At 44.8% G+C, this 21,410-nt stretch carries 16 protein-coding genes, 2 pseudogenes and 1 riboswitch; of the genes and pseudogenes, 10 read left to right on the top strand and 8 right to left on the bottom strand.

Going from position 1 to position 21,410, the window contains the following annotated elements; translation table 11 throughout:
* Positions 1-129: 129 nt before the first annotated feature.
* The 3 genes from AC6RNO_RS10080 (at position 130) to AC6RNO_RS10070 (ending at position 4,546) form a co-directional block, all read left to right on the top strand.
* Positions 130-1,221, top strand: a complete 1,092-nt coding sequence (locus AC6RNO_RS10080; protein ID WP_497105366.1) for a DNA-binding protein — start codon at positions 130-132, stop codon at positions 1,219-1,221.
* A gap of 670 nt (positions 1,222-1,891) precedes the next feature.
* Positions 1,892-2,215, top strand: coding sequence for a DUF6262 family protein (locus AC6RNO_RS10075; RefSeq protein ID WP_497105365.1), 324 nt, complete (start codon positions 1,892-1,894; stop codon positions 2,213-2,215).
* A 198-nt stretch (positions 2,216-2,413) separates the two neighbouring features.
* On the top strand, positions 2,414-4,546 hold the full coding sequence (locus AC6RNO_RS10070) for a stalk domain-containing protein (protein ID WP_497105364.1): 2,133 nt from the start codon (positions 2,414-2,416) through the stop codon (positions 4,544-4,546).
* A gap of 526 nt (positions 4,547-5,072) precedes the next feature.
* Here the strand turns inward: AC6RNO_RS10070 and AC6RNO_RS10065 are convergent.
* Complete coding sequence (locus AC6RNO_RS10065) at positions 5,073-5,738, bottom strand: hypothetical protein (protein ID WP_497105363.1); 666 nt, start codon at positions 5,736-5,738, stop codon at positions 5,073-5,075.
* Positions 5,739-5,893: 155 nt separating this feature from the next.
* Here AC6RNO_RS10065 and AC6RNO_RS10060 point away from each other — a divergent pair.
* A pseudogene (locus AC6RNO_RS10060) lies at positions 5,894-6,106 on the top strand (geobacillin-26 family protein); the annotation flags it as partial.
* Between the two features lie 860 nt (positions 6,107-6,966).
* Positions 6,967-7,128 (top strand): annotated as a pseudogene (locus AC6RNO_RS10055) (Replication termination protein); the annotation flags it as partial.
* Between the two features lie 141 nt (positions 7,129-7,269).
* Here AC6RNO_RS10055 and AC6RNO_RS10050 read toward each other — a convergent pair.
* On the bottom strand, positions 7,270-7,845 hold the full coding sequence (locus tag AC6RNO_RS10050; protein ID WP_497105362.1) for a stalk domain-containing protein: 576 nt from the start codon (positions 7,843-7,845) through the stop codon (positions 7,270-7,272).
* Between the two features lie 114 nt (positions 7,846-7,959).
* Positions 7,960-9,237 (bottom strand): hypothetical protein, encoded by a 1,278-nt coding sequence (locus AC6RNO_RS10045; protein WP_497105361.1) that lies wholly within the window; start codon positions 9,235-9,237, stop codon positions 7,960-7,962.
* Between the two features lie 310 nt (positions 9,238-9,547).
* On the opposite strand from AC6RNO_RS10045, the gene AC6RNO_RS10040 reads away from it, so the two are divergent.
* The 3 genes from AC6RNO_RS10040 to AC6RNO_RS10030 all read left to right on the top strand — a co-directional run bounded on the left by AC6RNO_RS10040 (position 9,548) and on the right by AC6RNO_RS10030 (position 14,180).
* Positions 9,548-10,648, top strand: coding sequence for a DNA-binding protein (locus AC6RNO_RS10040; RefSeq protein WP_497105360.1), 1,101 nt, complete (start codon positions 9,548-9,550; stop codon positions 10,646-10,648).
* Positions 10,649-11,089: 441 nt separating this feature from the next.
* On the top strand, positions 11,090-11,413 hold the full coding sequence (locus tag AC6RNO_RS10035) for a helix-turn-helix domain-containing protein (protein WP_474683836.1): 324 nt from the start codon (positions 11,090-11,092) through the stop codon (positions 11,411-11,413).
* A 445-nt stretch (positions 11,414-11,858) separates the two neighbouring features.
* Positions 11,859-14,180, top strand: a complete 2,322-nt coding sequence (locus AC6RNO_RS10030) for an ATP-binding protein (RefSeq protein ID WP_497105359.1) — start codon at positions 11,859-11,861, stop codon at positions 14,178-14,180.
* Positions 14,181-14,304: 124 nt separating this feature from the next.
* Here the strand turns inward: AC6RNO_RS10030 and AC6RNO_RS10025 are convergent, their stop codons facing one another.
* The 4 genes from AC6RNO_RS10025 to AC6RNO_RS10010 all read right to left on the bottom strand — a co-directional run bounded on the left by AC6RNO_RS10025 (position 14,305) and on the right by AC6RNO_RS10010 (position 17,976).
* Positions 14,305-14,928 (bottom strand): cyclodeaminase/cyclohydrolase family protein, encoded by a 624-nt coding sequence (locus tag AC6RNO_RS10025; RefSeq protein ID WP_497105358.1) that lies wholly within the window; start codon positions 14,926-14,928, stop codon positions 14,305-14,307.
* Positions 14,915-15,784, bottom strand: a complete 870-nt coding sequence (locus AC6RNO_RS10020) for a tetrahydrofolate dehydrogenase/cyclohydrolase catalytic domain-containing protein (protein ID WP_497105357.1) — start codon at positions 15,782-15,784, stop codon at positions 14,915-14,917. Before AC6RNO_RS10020 ends, AC6RNO_RS10025 begins: the two co-directional genes overlap by 14 nt.
* A gap of 68 nt (positions 15,785-15,852) precedes the next feature.
* Positions 15,853-15,930: riboswitch (ZMP/ZTP riboswitch) on the bottom strand.
* Between the two features lie 63 nt (positions 15,931-15,993).
* Entirely contained in the window at positions 15,994-16,926 is a 933-nt protein-coding gene (locus AC6RNO_RS10015; RefSeq protein ID WP_497105356.1) for a pectinesterase family protein, read from the bottom strand.
* A gap of 24 nt (positions 16,927-16,950) precedes the next feature.
* Positions 16,951-17,976, bottom strand: coding sequence for an acetylxylan esterase (locus AC6RNO_RS10010; protein ID WP_497105355.1), 1,026 nt, complete (start codon positions 17,974-17,976; stop codon positions 16,951-16,953).
* A 120-nt stretch (positions 17,977-18,096) separates the two neighbouring features.
* Between AC6RNO_RS10010 and AC6RNO_RS10005 the strand changes: the two genes are divergently transcribed.
* Both AC6RNO_RS10005 and hcp read left to right on the top strand, forming a co-directional pair.
* Positions 18,097-18,939 (top strand): helix-turn-helix domain-containing protein, encoded by an 843-nt coding sequence (locus tag AC6RNO_RS10005; RefSeq protein ID WP_497105354.1) that lies wholly within the window; start codon positions 18,097-18,099, stop codon positions 18,937-18,939.
* Positions 18,940-19,158: 219 nt separating this feature from the next.
* Positions 19,159-20,451, top strand: coding sequence for a hydroxylamine reductase (gene hcp, locus AC6RNO_RS10000; protein ID WP_488434200.1), 1,293 nt, complete (start codon positions 19,159-19,161; stop codon positions 20,449-20,451).
* Between the two features lie 572 nt (positions 20,452-21,023).
* Here the strand turns inward: hcp and lpdD are convergent.
* Positions 21,024-21,368: a prenylated flavin chaperone LpdD gene (lpdD, locus tag AC6RNO_RS09995; RefSeq protein ID WP_497105353.1), complete on the bottom strand. Its 345-nt coding sequence runs from the start codon at positions 21,366-21,368 to the stop codon at positions 21,024-21,026.
* Positions 21,369-21,410: the final 42 nt, after the last annotated feature.

The following is a 21,410-nucleotide window of genomic DNA, read 5'->3' as shown; positions in this document are numbered from 1 at the left end:
TCACGAATTAAAAATCGAACTAATCATCGGATAATTCTTTATTGACCATCCTAGAAATATATGGTAAATTCCTTTTGTATTATGGTTTAAATTTGAAATGATAGTAATTAATGCAAAGGGGATTTTTCTATGCTGGAGGATGCAAAAGGTGACCTTGACTCCTGTTTGGATGACACTGAAACTCCATCTATCTTATTTGACCTGGCCGAAACGTTATTTAAACAAGGCAGAAGAAAAGAGTCTATTCATTATTATAAATATTTCTGCGATCATGAACAGATTCGATTGTCAGAAAAAGTGAGCATTGCCCAATATCGAATCTTTCTTGCGTCCCTGGGAAATGGTTCTGAAGAAGATTGGAAAGCAATTCAACGATTCAATCCTTTCATAAAAAATTTGCCAGATCATATACAATTAGACGCATTCCTGAAAATATCGCAAACCTGCTACTCTTTGCAAAAATGGAGTGAGGTCGGCCAATATGCAGATGAATTAAGAACATGCGCGATGTATGTCTACAGCATGTTAACAGGAATGAACGGATCAAAAACATTGGAAACAGAAAGGCCGTTAGTCGTTTATTACGGGCAAGGTTTTCTACTAAAGGGGCTGTCTCTAAGTTTAACCGGGAAATATGAAGAAGCTAAAAAGTATGTACAATCATACGCCGATTTAAGCTGGTTCGAAATTTTAGATGATGAAGGAAGAAAAGAAGTCGAAAAGTTTAGTGTTTTTGCGAAAGGAAACACTTATTCGATCGATTTACTTCTTGGCAAAGACGTATGCAACGAATATGCAGAGTTCATTGCCTCAAATTCTTCTTCCATATTGATCACAGGCATGAGAACAATTGCTGAAGCAGCTAACTTACACCATTATGATATTGACCACATTTTGGATAAATTTTCGAAAGAGATTGACCAATATAAAGACTCCGAAAATCCTGTTTGGAAAAGCCATTACATACAATTTAACTATCAAAAAGCTATTTATTTTTGTAGAAAAGGTTATGTCAGCGTAGGAATAGACTTAATTCTTCTTTGTCTCTCTTATGCTGTTTCTCATAACAATGATGTTGATTTTAAAAATTGTGCCTCATTGTTTTGGATGCACAGACACCATGCATCCAAAGAGCAGGAAGAAAAATTCTCACAAATCATGGGAGGGATTCACAATGAAGAAGCTGCTGTTGATTCTAGTAATAGGAATAGGAATAACTAATACTGTATCCGTTCATGCGGAAAAATCGAATAACAAAGAAGTTTCAAAGAACCCTCCAATATATCAGCATCTTGTGCATGACGGTTCCGGTGGCTGAAAGGATTACCGATCGACAGAGGACGACTTAATCATAGCCAATCAAATTCACTCTTATAGTTGAGTGGATTTGATTGGCTATTTTTTATCAACCTCGTATACTCTATATTCGCAAGCCCACCAATTGCAAGTAGAGTCCATCAAACAAAAAGGCGCGATGAATGTGGATGATAGTTCTGTGTTAAAATCCGTTGGAGCAAAAAATCAGATTGATTCGCAAGGAAAAGGGGGTAACCCAGGAACAACTGGTAATGTTGGGTTCACGCAGAGGCTTTAAGGATTTTCTGTACCACATTAATAAGGATAAAGCCTTCAGTACCCATATCCTTAAACTCAAAGTGCCTAAGCAAAAACCAAAGATCATATCGAAAGAACATATCGCAATACTGCTTAATGCGTGTGAAAATGTGAGTGATCCGGATTGATTCAGTTGCTATGGGAAGACTCGATGCGGATCGGAGAAGCGCCCGAAAGATACATATCCGCGATCGCGGCGAACTTTCCAACTTCGCTGAAATCAAGACGGTATGTGCCGGAAAGAAAGGCCGTGAGTATATCGAGGAGGAACGTGTCCATGTCCGGTAAACATACGAGAAACACAGAAGGTGTACGGCAATATGCCCAGCAAAAGAAGCTATCCGCCGCCGCGGTAAAGGTCGATGAGGCAATCCAACGACTTATCAAGCAACAAGGTAAGATAAAATTCAATAGCGTTTCCACAGAGTCTGGCGTCTCTAAAGCCTATCTTTATAATCATTCGGAGATTCGCGAACGAATAGAATCGCTGCGTAAACAGCAAGAAGGTATCCCCTCTTCTAAAAACAAGCGGATAAAAGAACTTGAAACTGAAAACAAACAACTGAAGGATGAATTGAAGCTGCTACGGATTAAAGGCTGATCTGCCGTAAGTAAAAGAATGCTCTTGGATCGCTAGGATACTAACGGAAGCAACTCGGATTTTGTCATGCAAAAGTCATAAAAGAACGATATACTTTTCATAATCCCATTGATACTTTGCAAAGGGAATAACAATTAGGTGAACGCCGGTAAACCAACTGAGGCGATAATCAGGTATAAAAAAAGGAAGGATAATTAAATGAATCTGTTTAAGAAGAAAAATCGGTTTCATAGGTTTCTTCCCAGTGTACTTTGTTTTGTGCTGGCAATGACAAGCTTGGCTGGTTGTGGGAGCAGCAATACAGCGAAAGCGGCGACGATTTCATCGCTGATTACTTCTTATAAACCGCAGGTAATAAATACCGATGCAAGTGTTTCCTATACGGATTCTTTCGGGAGCACGATATCAGGAACTTTTCACCATCCGGGCATTGCCATGAGACAGGCAGATTTGGATAATATGCGTGATCATGTACGAGCGGGGGACGAGCCCTGGAATACGGCATTTAATGCATTTTCCAGCGACCCTCAATCCAGAAAAAATCCAAGAATATATTACGATAATGGAAATGACTTATTCGTAAATATTCGTGGTCCTTGGGCGTTTACCGACGCAAATGGGAAGTATTGGCCTAATCCCAGCGACTATGTAGGAACGCGTGCGAATACGGATTCTTTAACTGCCTTCAAGCAAGCCATTATGTGGTATATTACCGGCGATGAAACGTATCGTTCCAATGCCATGTCGATCATCAGAGATTATTCTGCTATCCAGTCTGTTGTTCCACATGTAAATTTCCGTTTTGCAACGATGACTTATTTGCTGGCGGCAGCGGCAGAAATTTTACGCAATTCCGACACTCCAACGCAGAGTCTGAAATGGACGGATAAGGATACACAGAATCTTACCAATGCGATGAACCTTGTTATGGTTACTTATAATCCGCATACTTTTTTTATGAATCAGCATCAGTTTAATGTTATGGGAACTATCGGAAGAGCTATCTTTACCAATGACTTGAAGCTTTATGCGGAGGCCGTTGAAACAACGACGGTGAATTCTGCAGGTGAACAAGGAGGTAGAAACGGTTCGATTAAGTATGAAATGCGTATGATGACGCAAAATGAGGAAACAGGAGCACCGCTAGCTCCGTCGGATTATCACGTGCAGGAAATGGAAATGGGGCGGGATGTAGGGCATTCTTACGACGATGTCGCCGGACTATCTACATTAGCGCAGACCATCTTTGCCCAAGGTACGAAAGTTGACCCGGTAAATGGAACGATGTCTACGGCTGCTAACGCTGTAAATGTATTCAACTTCCTGGATGACCGATTGCTCGCAGGCACGACCTATATTCTAAAGTATCATCTGGGATATGATGAGTTATGGACGCCTGCATGGGCTGACCAAGCAAGGAATACACAATATTTTGATACGATCAATCCAGGCGCCAGGGGCAGGATCGATGCTTGCTACAGCATTTTATATAACTATTATAAATATTTCGAACAACGGGATATGACTCAAGAAAAGTACAAATACTTGGCCTATGCATATGAAACAAGGATGCCGGAAGTTGCAGGAAAAGATTATCCGCTTGCTACTTTATTGTATACACCGGATGCAGCAAAGGCTGTTGGCTTGAGCAATCGAAAAATTTTAGGCGGAATAACGGACTTGACAGCCAGGGCGGCAGGCTCGGATACAATCAGCTTGAGTTGGACGGAAGTATCAGGAGCACTGGGTTATAACATATATAGCTCCACAGCAGCGGATGGAGTTTTTACAAAGATGAACAGTGCGCCAATTACGGAAACATCTTATAGCAGTACCGGATTAAGTCCTAATACGATTTACTACTATAAGGTAAGTGTGGCTGGAGGGTCGACGTCAACTGTTGTTTCAGCCACAACAACAGAAAACGCTTTGGCATTACCAAATACTAGCCCAAAGTATGTCGATGACGTTAGAGTTTATGTTAACAGCAAAGCAATTCAGAGCGACGAGCCAGCCTATATTAAGTCCGAGATCGGATTAACTTATGTTCCTGTTCGGTTCATTTCCGAAGCTCTTGGTGCAAAAGTAGATTGGATAGCTGCCTCTCAAACAGTCATCGTAAAAATGGGTTCCAAGACAATCTCCTTCAGTATCGGCAACAAAACAATGCAGGTGGATAACAAAGACGTGGAAGTTGAGGCTCCAGCAGAGAAAAACGGTGAACGGACTTTTGTCCCATTGCGTTTTATATCGGAGACGCTAGGTGCAAAGGTGAATTGGATTGACGCCACTCGAACTGTTAACATCATGATGGATGTAAAAGTTAAATAAGGTAGAGAAAACGAATGTTTGTCGGCCCCCTGATTGAGGGGACGGGGTAACGATAGCAATTTATGGGGATGCCGGAATGATCGGCAGCCTCGTTAACGGAAGACGAGTTGAATAACAGAAATAAGCAGGCCAAGACCGGATTGTTCCAGTTTTGGCCCGCTTTTTGTGATGCTCCCACAAGAATACATTGAATACATGTAAACAATGTGCAGATCCTGATATTTCAAGGTTTTTTCACACACTCGTTTAGATAACCGCGTAAAACGTACGCTAAGCGAAAATATCTTAAACAAGCCGGAAATTCCGTACGCTAAGGTAATCCGGCTTGTTTTGTGCAAGTGCTATGGAAGATGTAAATGGCGTCAGTTCTAAATTCTAAATCTAATGACTTCTTTGCTGACCGCTCGTTTCATCATTGCCGCCAATTTCAACATAAAGGGGTACTACCGACGAAGTTGGCACTTGGCGACAGTTTCGTTGGTAGTACCCCTTTCTAACTTACAATGAAAATGAATTTGAAAAAAATCTATATTTTCAAATCAAGGCCGATAATTGTTTCTGTTGGAGAATCAACTGCCAAAAATAATTCTTTGCACCTTTCACTAAAGTATCTTATTGAAGTTAATGATTTTATCTCATCTCTTAAAAACCAATTCGTTGGAACTAACGAAATTACTCCATCTTTTTCAAAGCTTTTCCTCAAAAATTCCCATGTGGAATCAAAAGAATCCAGATCCAAGCCTTCTACAGTAGCACTGTCTATTTTCATATAAACCGTTTTATTCATAAATCCTCTAGGTCTATTTCCTACCAATCCGAATAATTCGTTAACAATAGGATTCAATTTACTATTCTCTCTTAAACTATTCATTCTATAAATCGAATCAACCTTTACATCCCTCAGATTTAATGACCTGGGCTTGGATTCTATCATGAACACTTGAATTTTATTAAAATGAACTGCTATTTCATGCATTATCAGATCGTATAGAGAGCTACTCGCAATAGGGATTGAGATTACAGTCTTAGGCTCACTAAAAACTATAGGTGCCAAAAAAAATTGAGCTAAAATAGAAATTTCATTGCTTGGGATACCACTTTGAATTGTTTCAATAGTAAAATCCTCGTTATCATACGGGTCATTATTTTGAGCGTAAACTTCACTTCGGTTAACCTCTTTAATCCAACTCATAGGTATCGTCGTCCTCTCGTTTCAGCTTATTTTTAAGTGTAATAAAAAAATTCTCCTGAATATTAGTACACTCGTAAAAGTAGTAGTGAATAGAAATGGAGCAATCTTAGTTCATCCAACGACAGCGTTTTAAATAGTTTTAGAAAGCAGTAGAATCTACAATTACTAGCGAACAAGCAGTTGTAAATGCTCTGGATTCAGTAGTAGTAGGCGCACTTATCGCACTTTTTACAGGCGCGGAAACGATTGGAATAGGAGCAATTGCTGGCTTAATTCTTTCAGCGGGTGGTACTTGGACAGCAATAAATAATGCATGGGGAGCTTATACTAATCATAAGGATGTTTTGTATTACTATAATAGAATTTAATTATGATTAACTGAACCAACCACCACCTTTGGTTTTCTTTTTTATGAAAACTAAAGGTGGTTTTTGCTGATTAGTTGAATAAATATGGATCAACTACATTATTCTAAAGGGAGTTGAAGTTCTGAAGCCCATTCATTTGTTTTTTCTGCTCTTCTATGTTGTAGTAGTATTCTGCTGGGGATATTTATTAAAAAAGCCTAAAAAGAAATTTCCAGTCTTGATCAATACTATTCTAATTTCGCTTATAATTGTCAATACCGTTCTTGTTGCTTGGCTATTTTGGATAACACTTGCAGAATAAAAATCGGAACCAAATGCATTTCATTCAGGAAAGGAAATGGTCCGCTGCTAAAAAATCATTCGTAGCGGTCGATGGGTCAATGGGAAGCCCCGGAGAAGATTGAGTCGCCATCAAGCGGCTCTTTCTCGTTTAGGAAAAATATTAACCTCTATGAGCATCGGCTTCCACGAGGCACATTGTCAAGGCGAATACTTACGCTAAGATTGAAGCATGGAGGCGATTTCTGCATGAATCTGAAATCAAGCAGTATATGTATCGTATTGTTAAGGATTTAAATGTGCTGCTTAAATCCTTTATTGCAGGCAAAAGAAAAAACACTTCATGGTCAAAGGTCAAGCATTTATACTTATTACATGATAGAGGCGTGTGTCGATCACGTCGGCGGTCTGAAGCAGTTTCTTGAGCCCGCCGACGTTGCCACCTCGTCAAATCTGCGCCGCGCATTGCTAGTTGCTTAATCCGAATTTCCCCGCGCATCCAGTTCCTTCGCCGCCGCACGCATCTCGAACAGTTGTTTCTGGATCGATGCCCCTGACCAGCCAAGATGCTCCAACTTACCCGAACACGGCATCGCAAAGATAGTGTGGAATACCAAGAGGTCATCATATACCATTTCACCGAAGACGGATATGAAAAGGCACAACTATACAAGAAGCAGGTGAAGGAAGACCTCGATCGCTGCCAAAGTCTTCTGCATAAAGCAGTCTTGGATAATTTTTGATATGTAAGATAAAACGCAATGAAACCACTTAACTTAGTGGTTTCATTGCGTTTTATCCAAAGTATTGCCGCAAGGTTCTTGTTGGTTGAATTAATTAAGTTACGAAACACCAGCATTCAACACCTGACATCTTCCTGCTAATTACTTTGGTACGGGACCTCCATCTCGGATGCCATTAAAGTAACCTACGTGAAATTTAACAGAAGAATAGTTCACAAAATCCCCATCGCCTAGTAGCTCAAAGCTATGGGTCCCTGCCTCATAAGTATCATTAAACATAACAAAACCTAATTGCTCCCCCTTATCATTCAAAAATGCCAAGTTAGCACCGATCTGTGCCTGTCTTGGTATTTTGAAAACCCCTGAAACTTTGGTTTGATTGCCTTCTTTAACAAGTATTAGATTCCCCACCTGCATAAGATCTTTTGAATTAGGATTTGGGTCAACAATATCTGGCTGCCCTTGTTTGACAATGACTTCTTTTGATTCTCCGTTATAGCCAACACCAGCTCCTAAGCTTTCAGCAACAAAACGAATGGGAACGTAAACATGACCTTCATAATTGAGAGTGGCATACTCGCTTCCGATTTCTTTTGATTGATCATTGATTTTGTACTTAACTGGAAATAAGAGTGCTTGGATGTTACTTGAAGCCGTTACAGCCGTAGCCATTGTCAATGACGATCCAATTAGCATTCCAATTATTATTTTTTTCAAAGTATCAACTCCTTATTTCATCTTTATCGTTATCTTTGACGGTTTATTCTTACAATTTGTTTCAAAAATAATAAAAAATCCAAATGGGGCAAATTAATTGCCCCATTTTGGATGTTATTTCAAATTAAAATCGATATTTACTGCGTTATCAGTATCCTGAGTTTCAGACAGTATAGTAATTGTTCTTTTCTCAGATTCAGTATCCCCATTTGTTCTGGAGGAAGTATATTGTGAATACCAAGGAGTCGTTAAGCTTGGGCTGTAAATATTTACCCCTCCCCATTTGGAATTATGCATATATGATCCATTGCTTAAATCGCATGTTCTCTTTTTTTGTCCAGTGGAGTCGTCTTTCTCGTTAGTACACGCAAGAGCATGTTCCCGATATATCTTGACACCTGAACCATCCAGATTAAATCCTCTATCTGGAGCGTACCATCCCATAGAAGCTAGCCATTGATAGGAATTGCCGTCATAAACCTGGATATCAATTGTGTTATGATTAGGATTATCTGATGCGTTAGGATCTAGTATACGCCAAATCATATAAAGTTTTGGATGTTGAGATTTTTTAATTGCTGTATTACTACTCCGCCAACCGCATACACCATTTTGCATATCCGTTTGTGTGCAAGTAGCGTACCATGCTTTTGTTACATTCATGGCAATATACCAGTTCTCCCCATTTGAGTCATTTGTATAAACTCCAATATCGGAACCAGCACGATCCGAAAATATATTGCCCATTCCATAGACGGCATCGGCATAATAACTGGCTTTGTTAATGTACACGTCAGGCAGTTGATACCAACCAGAAGCTTTTATAAATCCTGGTATTGTCTTTGTGACTCTATGAGCACCAGTATCAGTGTCCTGAGTATATTTATGGTTTGGGATACTTGCTAGAGTTGGAATGCCTGCTAGATTTGGAGTAGGAGATTCTGTGATAGACTTTTGTTTTTTATTTGGGCTCAGATTAGGCACCGGAATAATTTCGCCATTGTCTTTTGTAACATAACCATCCGTCACAAGATACGTCTTACCTTGATCCTGTTTATGCTGGGTCGTTAACCCTTCAATCAAATTTTTCAATTGTTCATCACTTAAGCCGGTTTGAGATGCAAAATTCAGTGCTTCACCTTCCGGCTCAATTAGGGACGCAACAATATCGGTGTTGTCACCGAGTTTCGTAATCACATCATCTTTAATTCCACGTTGTTTTAATGTCAGTTTATCCTGTTTTTTCTTTTGTTCTACTTGCTGCTTTAAGGAAGTTTGTTCGGCCTCCTTTAGCGCATTATTCGGATCATTTGCGTAAACGGAGCCGCCAGATGCGACCACTGCAATTGCCAGTGTGAGAGAAAAGATACATTTTTTGAGTTTTACTTTCATAAAAAACCTCCGTGGAATTTTTAGAAAGATTTTGTGGCCATCAAAACCTTTCGTTCCATATAATACTATTTAATTCCATATATTGTAATGAGCACAATGAGCCATTTCCTATCAAATTCTACATTATTCTACAATTTCATATAGTTATAAAAGCAATTGATGAACTTAACAAAATGTGCGAATTGTACATCGAAATATATAATTAACCATTGGATAATTCTATTGACCATCATAGAAATATATGGTAAATTCCTCTTGTATTATGGTTTAAATTTGAAATGATAGTAATTAATGCAAAGGGGATTTTTCTATGCTGGAGGATGCAAAAGGTGAACTTGACTCCTGTTTGGATGACGCTGAAACTCCATCTATCTTATTTGACCTGGCCGAAACGTTATTTAAACAAGGTAGAAGAAAGGAGTCTATTCGTTATTTTAAGTATTTCTGCGATCAGGAGCAGATTCGATTGTCAGAAAAAGTGAGCATTGCTCAATATCGAATCTTTCTTGCGTCCCTGGGAAATGGTTCTGAAGAAGATTGGAAAGCAATTCAACAATTCAGTCCTTTCATAAAAAATTTGCCAGATCATATACAATTAGATGCCCTTCTGAAGATATCGCAATCCTGCTGTACTTTGCAAAAGTGGAATGAGGCCGGCCAATATGCAGATGAATTAAGAACATGCGCGATGTATGTCTACAGCATGTTAACAGGAATGAACGGCCCAAATATATCATTGGAGACAGAAAGACCTTTAGTTGTTTATTATGGACAAGGGTTTTTATTAAAAGGGCTGTCTCTAAGTCTAGCCGGGAATTATGAAGAAGCTAAAAAGTATGTACAATCATATGCCGATTTAAGCTGGTTCGAAGTATTGGATGATGATGACAGAAAAGAAATTGAAAAATTTGGCATTTTCGCAAAAGGAAACATGTATACAATAGATTTATTTCTCGGCAAAGACGTATATAACGAATATGCAGACTTCATTGCCTCAAATTCTTCTTCCATACTTATAACTGGTATGAGAGCTATAATTGAATCAGCTAACTTACACCATTATGATATTGACCACATTTTGGATAAATTTTCGGAAGAGATTGACCAATATAAAGACTCCGAGAATCCTGTTTGGAAAAGTCATTACATACAATTTAACTATCAAAAAGCTATTTATTTTTGTAGAAAAGGTTATGTCAGCGCAGGAATAGACTTAATTGTTCTTTGTCTTTCTTATGCTGTTTCTCATAACAATGATCTTGACTTTAGGCGTTGTACTTCACTCTACTGGAAGAACAGGCAACATGCATCCAAAGACCAAGAAGAAAAATTTTCAAAAATCATGGGAGGTGCTTTTAATGAAGAAGTTGCTGCTGGTTCTAGTAACAGTAATAGGAATAGGAATAACTAACACTGTAGTTCATGCCGAAAATGCAACAAACAAAGAAGTTCCAAAGAACCCTCCAATATATCGGCCCCTTATATATGACGGCTCCGGTGGCTGAAAGGATTACCGATCCGACTGAATACGACTTTATCATAGCCAATCAAATTCACTCTTATAGTAGAGCGGATTTTGATTGGCTATTTTTTATCAACTTCTTCTTTTTTCTTTTCTTTCAATCTCGTATATTCTATGCTTGCAAACCCGATAATTGCCAAAATAATCCATACAATAAAAAATATAATATCCATTTTTGACATATACTAACCGTTAGCTCCTTTTATAATAAATCCATCAATGAGAATCCAAAATTGATATTATATATTCCATTTTATCATATTTTGAATTTTTGTCACTCTTATTACGCTACGACAACCAGTTTAAACTTCAAGAAGGGGCGTGAATAATGTGGATAGTTCTGTGTTAAAATCCGTTGGAGCAAAAATCAGATCGGTTAGAAAATTAAAAGGCATTACCCAAGAGCAGCTTGCAGAATTAGTAAATACGCAACATTCTTACATCGGATTCGTTGAACGCGGCGAACAAAATATTACCTTGAATACATTGGAAAAGATTTCCGAAGCACTTGATGTTGATTTTAGAGAACTATTTGATTATCATGGACTTCCTAATCACAATAAAAAATTTTTGGAAGCCGTAAATATCCTGGATGGGAAAAGTGACGAGGACTTGAAAAGAGCAGTCATTGTATTACAGCAATTGTTCAAATAAGTGAAAAAGAGCCTCCTATAGCTGAGGCTCTTTTTCGTATCCCCGAGGAGAGGCTTCTAGTTGTCGTTTCGCGTTGCGATCGACGCGAGAGTGACAACAAAAAAATTGCATGATTAGCCGCGGCTAATTACAATCCTTCTTTCGTCTGGTAAAATATTACTTGAAGGATCAATCCCAATTGATACTAACTTCTGACAGGTCTTTCTTCCTACTTGCTGCAGAACGATTGAAAGTATTCCTCAGTGCGGAAGATTCTTCTTTCGACAAAGATAGTTCAGCTATTGGAGGAATTTCATTTTTGCGCACCTCGGCGCTTTTCAACATATGTACGGCCCGATTTAAATGGGGGGTTAGCTGGATTGTAGGCATAGAGATCACCCCCTTCCCGGACAATTGTACTACATAAGTATAATAACAAATAAATGAAGCATGGAGGATGTTTAAGATGAGAAAAAAGTATTTTTTATGTCTGGTCGTGTCGATTTTTGTCGTCTTACAAATTTGGTGCTCGTTCATTACATTCCATTATCCTTATATTGGGATTTTCCTGAAGGTGACTCCACAACAACAATGGGTGATTATGGATGTGGATCGGGAAGGTGCCAGCGCTAAGCTTGACTTAAAGATCGGAGATATTGTCAAGCAAGTTGATGGAAAGCATCCCGACGAATCACCATTCGTTCAAAAATGGCAAACCATAGAACAAGCTCATACGTTATTGATTTCAAGAGACGGGCATGAATACGAAATCAACCTACACGTCAATAGTACCACCATTTATGACATAATTCCGCTCGTAGAGGGATCTGTATGTCTGTTCATGGGTGTTATGCTCTTTAGAAAAATGAACCGTTCCCAATCAGCGAGGCTACTCGCGGCTGTTTTTCTAACCATTTCCATCATTTATATAAGCCTGGGTGCTTCCGTGCGGGGAGACGTCATAGGGAAGATAGCAATTACTAGCTTTATGACGGCGTTGCCAATTGTTTTTTTTCATTTTCTGGTAGTCTTTTTTAAGGAAAAAGGAGATTTGAAATTTCCGGAAATAAAGTTCAAATATCTATATTTAATTCCTATTACAGGATTTTTATTTAGACTATTGTCCTTCTATCCTTCCTTGACATATACGATTTATCGTTATAATGGTTCAGTTACCTTGGGCTTTTTCATTATTGGTTTCATTTTCAATATGTGCGTTTTAACTTTCTTGTATGTCAAAGTTAAGAAACAACAATCCTACGTTTCGAGCATCATTAAGAGCGTTTGGTTATCATTGTTGGTTTCATTTTTACCTGTGACATGCCTCTCTTTTCTTCCAAAAGTAATTGTTGGGTATTGGATTATTGATGCTGTGTACACAAGCTGGATTATTTTATTTTTTCCCATCTCTTTTGCATACTTGATTGCTTCCAACCAGTTATATGATTTTGGTAATATTATTCGGCGGATTTTGTTCGCCGGCTTGCTGGCTATCGTTCCGGTCAGCCTGCTTACGGGGTCATATGTATTCTTATTCAGCCAAGTTGTGGATGATAAACAAATTTTATTCATTTTCATTAGTTCCTTGATTATTATTACATGGGTGCTCTACGCGGCGGAATATTGGACAACCCGGTTTGAACCATTTTTATTCCCGAGAAAATACGTCTTGCAAACAGCTTTGAAGAAGATTTCCAAAAACCTTGGAACCATTTCCAGTTTCCGTGAATTGAAAGATATTATACTTGTCGATATCGTGGATACGCTTCAGGTGATGGGGGGAGCCATTGTGTTCCGGTATAAGGACGATACTGAAATCATTAGCGAGGGTGATATAAATACTGCGGAGATTCGGCTGCTTGTCAACTCGTCATCCCCGCTCGATCATCCGCTTTATACTTGCATTGAGATGAATGATCATGAAGAGTATACGAGTTATTTGGTAATGACACGCAAAAAGGCGAATACGCTGCTTGGAAAGGAAGAAATCCAATGGCTGCGCTTGATTACCTCCTATTTGGAGGTTAGCTTGGAGAATGTCCACTTGGTCCGCAAGCTGACCGCGAGGTTGCAGCAATTGGCTTCCCAACTTCCACAGGAGGAAACGGCGCAAGACATTCAATGGTTTCGTAAGATCATGTTCGAATTGCAGGAGGAGGAACGGATTCGGATTGCTGCCGATCTTCATGATACGACGATGCAGGACCTTTTCTTTCTGAAAAGAAAGTTAACCATCCTGTCGGAAAAGTATACTACGCCCGAAGAAGATCGGGAACAGCTCGACAATATGATTAATTTCGTGGAATTGATCAATGCCAGTTTGCGCCAAAGCTGTTTTGAGTTAAATCCCCATTTGCTTAAAGAGATTGGTTTGATTCAAACGCTGACGATGTACATGAAGAAGGAAGCTTTTACCGCTCCTTTTCAACTTGAATTCATTGCTGAGCAGGCTGCTGCCATTGAAGCCAAAGATTTGCCGACGAAACGGCATATTTTCCGAATCGCTCAGGAGCTGCTCAACAATGCGAAAAAGCATTCCCAGGCTTCCAAAGTCACTTTTCTGATAACGGAAGCGCACAATAGCTTTTATTTGATCTATGAGGATGATGGTGTGGGGTTTGAAGACAACAAAGTGCGTCGGAAGGAGATCGACTCATCGGGATTGGGAATCGAACAAATGAGGAGCAGAATCTTGCATGCGGGCGGACAATTGGAGGTCACCACGCAAAAAGGGTTCGGAACGAAATTCATCATTACGATACCAAACGAGGAGGCTATTTCTGCGTGAATCAAAGATCAAGCAGCATCGGCGATTTCCTCCTTGACCTGACATAACACAAAGAGTTACCCCCGGGCGCTTCATCCCGCTCAGGGGTAACTCTTTTTCTCTGCCATACGGCCGCCTGGCTTGCCTAACTCATTCTTTCCCTTACTTTCCGCAAAGCGTTCAGCTTCAACTGCCCGGCTTTGTCCAGCAGTTCCAGGCCCTCGGCCCGATAAACCTGCTCGAGCCCGGTTTGCATGCTGCCCAGATTGATTTCTGCCGTAATCCAGGCGGATTGAATGGCCGCTTCCAGCATAATGAGGGCAATGCCGAGGTCGGATATGACATTTTTGTTTGCCAGATGAATGATCTCGTCCAAGGCAACCATCATGTCATAGCTCCGTCTCAAAAGAGCGAGCGGCACAGCGGCGGCCTGGGCCGCGGCATCCTGCACGGCAAGCGAGCGTGCTTCCTTCTCGGCGCCGGTCCCTTTGGGCAGCGCGAGTGCCGCCATGAATCCGTGAAATGCGTCCATGTCTTGTTCCAGCAGAGTTTCGAACTCGGCTATCGCCGATTTCATCCGCTCCACGGCCGCCGTCATCGATTCCCGGACCGCTTCATATTTGGGTCCTGCCGTAAGATTGGCTACCATGGACCCCATGGAAGCGCCCAAAGCCGCGGACAGCGCCGCAACGCTGCCACCGCCCGGCACAGGCGAGCTTGAGCCTGCTTCCTCCAGAAATTGGCGAATCTTCCGGTCAAAAACTTTCATTTGCATCCCCCCGCCCGATGGACTGCAGTTCCATTGCTTTTAATAAATTTTCGAACAAAATGACGGTCGTCAGCGTGCCTACTCCGCCCGGAACCGGTGTCGCGGCTTTCACCGCTTCCCAAATGCCGGGGCTGGCGTCGCCTGCAATTCCAGCCTCCGTTTCATTGATTCCCGCATCGATGACGACCAATTCGTCATGCACCATGCCCGGGGTCACCAGGCCTGCTTTGCCTGCGGCCGTAATCAAAATGTCGGCTTGAGCGATATGGCCGGATAAATTCGCGGTATAGGAATGACAGACGGTTACGGTGGCATTTTCGCGTAGCAGCAGCTGCATCAGCGGCCGCCCTACCGTTTCTCCCCGCCCGATCAGAACGACATGCGCCCCCTGAAGCCGGTATCCGTAATGTTTCAAAATGCGGATGCACGACTGGGGCGTCGCCGGGTACAACCCGCTTTCTCCCGTCATGCACGCCAATTTGTTCGCCGAAGATATGCCGTCGACATCTTTGGCCGGAGCGATGGCATCGGACAGCTTTTGCACGCGGATGTGCCCGGGAACGGGGAGCTCGAGCATGATTCCGTGCACGGCCGGGTCCCCGTTTAACCGCTCGATCTCCTCAAGAAGGCGCTGTTCGCTCACTTGCGCCTCAAATTCCATCAAATGAAAGGCAACCCCGAGTTTGGCAGCCAGCTTTTCCTTTGCTTTGGCGTAGTACGCGGAAGCCGGATCGCCCTGCACCAAAATGGCGGCTATCGCCGGTTGAACGCCCCGCTCCTTCCAGTTGCCGACTTCGGCGGCGATAGAGTGCGAGATTTGATCGGCTAACGGCTTCGATTTAAGCAGCAAACCCATTTACGTTCGTTCCCCTCTCCATAATCGGATGAACATGCAAAAAAAGTACTTGGTCCATTGCTCACCAAATACTTTGCCCAGGCGTACGGCTATAAGCCATGTGCTCCCTCGTGGTTGCCCACGTTACGCCAGTCACACATGACGATTACTGCTACGTACAGTTTATCACACGGATTCGCGTTCCGCATAGACGGCCGCGCGAGAATGTTTCACGCCCGCCTTGCAGCGCCTTCTCCGCTCTCCGTCGGGTCCCAGCCGTCATGGCCGGCCAGAACGCTCCGTGCATCAAGCTGCAGCGCTTCCGCTTCCGTTAAAGCCTTCGCCCAGCCGGCGCGGCCGGCGGCATCGCGCGCACCGGGGCCGGTGCTGCCGTACTCCGTATAGCGGGCCGTGCTTTCATTGTCGGGATTGTCCCAATTGTCCCAACCCGCCGAATAGATGTGCGGCCCCATCCATGTGTTGATAAACGCGGTATGCGCCCACGCTCTCCAGGGCCTGCCGAGGTAGACCGACTCTTCCTCCTGCGCTCCGGTCAGACGGCAGTTCAAAAAGACGTAGCCGAACTCCGCGCCCCGCGGCGTCGAAGCGGCCGTGATATAGCCTCCGCGCAAACTGCGGATTTCACACGATTCGAAACATGCCGCAGCCGATCCGAAAATAAAGTCGACATGCCCTTCGATATAGCAACCGGCAAAATAATGCCGCCCCCGGCTCGTATACAAAGTGTCCTGATTGCCGAGCAGCCTGACGCTGCGGTAAACCTGACGGTCGCCGGAAGCGTACAAAGCAACGGCCTGCGCGATTTCCGGGCCATAGCCCGCGGTGTTTTGCACCGTCAAATTTTCCATGCGAAAATCGTCGGCCTCCACCTTCAAAACGGCGGTGCGGAACGTTCCTATTTCTTTGCCGTCCGGCCCCGTCATCCTGGCGTAATCGCCGTAAGCGATAATCGTCCCTTCGCGGCTCTCGCCGATCAGTGCGATGTCCGGCTTATTGTCGGGAATGAGCAATTTTTCGCGATAAGTTCCATTTTTGACATAGATCGTAACAGGCTCCAGAGGAAGCACGCGGACGGCGTCTATCGCCTCCTGAATGCCGGTGAAGTCCCCGCTGCCGTCTTGCGAAACCGTGATATGTCTCATAAAAAAGGTTTGTCTCCTCTCCGCTCAGGAAAGCTGCGCCTTCAGCCAGTCGAATGATGTTCTTCCGGAAATTTCATGCTTGCCCGGGAATATGTCGGCAGCGAGCCGGTCCTCCGCTCCAAGACTGCGGTAAATCCGGGTCAGCCGCACAATGGCTTCTTCCGTCGTTCCAACCGGAAATACCCGGTCCTGATCCCCGGACTCGATAAACAAAGGCCTCGGAGCGATCAACCCGAGCAATTCCGGCTGCTCGGCAATCCGCAGGATGCCGGGAATATAGTTGTCGATGCAGTGCGGCCGATCCAAAATGCTCCCCAGGTACGTATTCGCATATCCGCAAATTACGGCGGCGCGGATGCGCTCATCCAAAGCAGCGGTCAAAGATGCGACCAGGCCGCCGCCGGAAAAGCCGATGACCCCGATCCGCTCCGGGTCGACTTCCTCCCGCGCGGCCAAATAGTCGAGCGCGCGCGTCGCTTCGAATGCGCGGAATCCGGCGATGGTCATCCCGCACATGAGCAGCTGCAGCGCAATCGGCAGGCAGCTGGAATCTTTGGCCGACGGATCGGCCTCCACGCCGGCCTGCAATCTCCGGTCCCCGAAGCCGATGATTTCGGGGACGAGCACGAACAGCCCCCGGCGGGCCAGCCGGACGGCGAACTTGTTGTGAATCCCGGGATCGTCAGCGAAGCTGCCGTCGGGATTCATGCCGAGCGCGGCCCGATGGCCCGGGCCGTGTCCGTGGCAGGCAAGCACCGCCGGCAGCTTGCCGCCCCCGCCTGACGGATACAGCGCATACGCCGGTATCCGCAGCCCTTCGTACGTCGAGTAAGCGAGCTTCTCGACGGTAAGTCCTTCATGCTCGAACGTGTCGAGCAGTTCGGGCTCCAGCGCCGCCCGGCGCTCGGGCCAGGCCCCCAGCGCATCGGCGAGCCGGCGCCTGAGCTCCTCGCGCCCGGCCCCGTCGGGCATAGTCCCGCCGGCGCGGTCCAGGCTGTTTTCCACCGTTTGCGCATAAAGCTTTGCCAAAAAATCGTCAGGGCTCCACATTCCGCAGCCATCTCCTTTATCCAAGGCCGGATTCGGCCTTCCGCTTTTCGATTTCGCGCCTTCCGCTTTCAAAATATGCTAAAATTTGCATATACGCTTCCTGCAAAGAGAGGGACTTCCATGAGCAGCCGGACCGAACCGAAATACCATATCGGCGATTCATCCTTTGCCATTCAGCAGCTGCAGCGCAAAGGCTATTTCGCCATGCCCCGCCCTCATGCTCATCCGTTTTACGAATTATATTACTTGTTGGACGGCCAGCGCGTCTATTTTATAAACGGCAAAGTATACACCGTGCAAAAAGGGGACTTGATCGTTGTCGTGCCGAACGACCTTCACGCTACGTCAAGCTCAAGCGTCGAAAAATTCGAGCGGGTGCTGATCGAATTCGCGCCCGATTTCATAGCTCCGACCGAACCTCCGCTGCTCGAACTGCCGCCTTTTTGCGAGTCCGCTTTAATCCGCTTGCCGCTCAAAGAGCAGCAGGCCGTCGAGCGCTTGCTCCAGCAAATGTTGGCCGAATGCAGGGAGCGGCCGGCGCTTTACGTTTCCTGTGTGCGGCAGCTGCTGACCGAACTGCTGATCCGGATTCACCGCTCCTGCGGGTCAGGCAGCGAGCCTCCGGGCGGCGGCCATCCGATGCACCAGAAGGTGACGGAGATCGCCTCCTACATCAATACCCATTACAAAGAGCCGATTACCCTGGAGCTTGCCGCAAAACAATTTTATATTAGCCCCGCATATTTAAGCCGCATTTTTCTGAAACTGACGGGCTTCCATTTTAGCGAATACGTCCGGGTTGTGCGCATCCGCGAAGCGCAAAAGCTGCTGCAGACGACCCGGAGCAAAGTCCAGACGATTGCGGAGCAGGTCGGGTTTGAGCACATTTCCCATTTTAACAAAACGTTCAAATCCATTGCGGGCATGCCGCCCCTGCGCTACCGCGAGCTTGCGGGGAAATAACGGCCATCCCCGGTGAATGTCCCTATTATAGAGCATGCAATTGCCAGATTTCTTGCATGCTCTTGTCTATTTTGTCTGAAATTGAATATTTTTGTCCTTCGTGTTTGATTCGGCTGAGTGTGAGCATTTTAACTGTCTGTGATTGCGATCACATACCTTTTTCCGCAGACCTGTTAATCTGTGTATGAAAACTGGACAATGAAACGGAGGGATTCATCTATGTTTTGTTACCAATGCGAGCAAACCCCGACAGGCGGCTGCAAAGTAGTCGGCGTCTGCGGAAAAGATGAAAATATCGCCAGCCTGCAGGACACGATGATTTTTGCGTTAAAAGGTATCGCCGCTTATGCCACGCACGCACGCCAATTGGGCTACAGCGACCCCGAGGTAGACCGCATCACACATGAAGCGCTCTACATGACTTTGACCAACTCCAATTTCAACCTCCAGGAGCATATCGACATGGCGATGAAAGTCGGTTCCGCGGCCGTAAGGATCATGGACGTTCTGGATCGCGCGCATACGACGCATTTTGGAATTCCCCAGCCCGTCACGGTGTCCCAGAACAAAATCGAGGGCCATGCGATCGTCGTAACCGGGCACAACCTTTATGCGCTGGAGGAACTGCTCAAACAGACCGAGGGCAAAGGAATCAACATCTACACACATTCCGAAATGCTCCCGGCCCACGGCTACCCGAAATTGAAGCAATACGCGCATCTGAAAGGAAATATCGGCAAAGCGTGGTATGACCAGCGGCGGCTTTTCGAAAAATTCCCGGGAGCCATCCTGGCGACGACCAACTGCGTCATGCCTATAAAAGGCACGTATGCCGACCGCTTTTTCTCCTACGATATCGCCGGTCTGGAAGGTGTCACCAAAATCATCGGCGATGATTTCACCCCTCTGATCGACAAAGCTTTGTCGCTGCCCGCCGTCAGCATTGATTCCGAGCAGCAGCTTACGACCGGATACCATCACGAAACGGTGATCGGGCTCGCTCCCGAAATCATTCAAGCCGTCAAAGCAGGCAAAATAAAACGTTTCTTCGTCATCGCCGGCTGCGATGCGCCCGGCCCTGGCGGCGAGTATTACCGCGAGCTCGCTACATCGCTTCCTAACGATACCGTCATTCTCACGACGTCCTGCGGCAAATTCCGCTTCAACGACGTGGAATACGGAACTGTCGCCGATACCGGCATCCCGCGGTACATCGACCTTGGGCAGTGCAACAATTCCGGCTCCACCGTCAAAATCGCGCTCGCTTTGGCCGACGCTTTCGGCTGCAGTGTCAACGATTTGCCGGTCAGCATCGTCCTCTCCTGGTTCGAGCAAAAAGCCGTCGCCATCCTGCTCGGCTTGTTCAGCCTCGGCATTCAAGATATTCGCATCGGTCCCAAACCGCCGGAATTCATTACCCCGGGCGTTCTGGACGTACTGGTGCAAACTTTCGGACTTAAACTGATCGGGAATGCTCAAGAGGACATGGCAACGATGCTTGCACTTGCTTAAGCTCCTCCGCCATGGCTTTGCGTACGCATCGGACGATCTCGTCGATGTCCTGCGGCGTCGCTTGATCGATAACAGGGTAAAGAGCCGGGTCTACCGGCGCATAACAGAATCGGGCTACCCAAGCGGGTAGCCTTTTCATATGCGTTCGTTTTCCTGCATCAAGCTTTTTGATGCCTATTTCACAGCTGATGACTCGTCCCTTTTATTAATGGACATTAACGGGTTTTCTGTTCCTTTTCGACTAACCGTTGATTGCGTTGACAAATAGTGGTATATATTTACAGAACCCATTTATAAATAACGAAAATGTTGGCCAATTAGGATCATCTGCTCAGCATACATCGTTACATTGGTTGCGCTGTAATGTGAATCATTTTCCAAAAGGAGTGGAACCGAGTGAATAGAATCATTGTGCCCCTTTGTATATTGGCTTCCGTTTCATTGTTATTTACGGTTGGCGGCAAAAATATAACGAATTACGCACCGACGATAGGATGGTTGTTAGCGATTATATTATTCACAACCGCTATTTTGTTCATTTTTACTCGAAGACACAAAAAGAAAAATAGCAACTAAAATACCTCCTGCGCTCGCTTAAGCTCCTCCGCCATGGCTTCGCGTACGCAGCGGACGATCTCGTCGATGTCCTGCTTTGTTGCTTGATCGATATGGATGCCCATAATAACCGTTACGGCCTGATTGAGCCGTGAGGCTGCCAGCCTTGCGAGCTCTGCCGCTAGCGGTTTTTCTCTATGTCCCGGCAGTGTGACGGCTTCTTCGCAGATCCGATGCCCGTCGGGATACGCGACCGCCACAGCCCCGATATGAGCCTGGCCGCCGCCGATAAGAAATACTTTGTCTTTTCCCAGTGAATACGTATGAATATGGATGTTATAGGGTACGGGTTCACTTTTCATGCCGCCCAAACGCCTCCATTCCTGATTCTCCATTACAAAACC

This window comes from Paenibacillus sp. sgz302190 (genome assembly GCF_059820445.1).
Note: the sequence above shows the minus strand (reverse complement) of the source record. Positions and strands in the feature narration are given on the sequence as shown.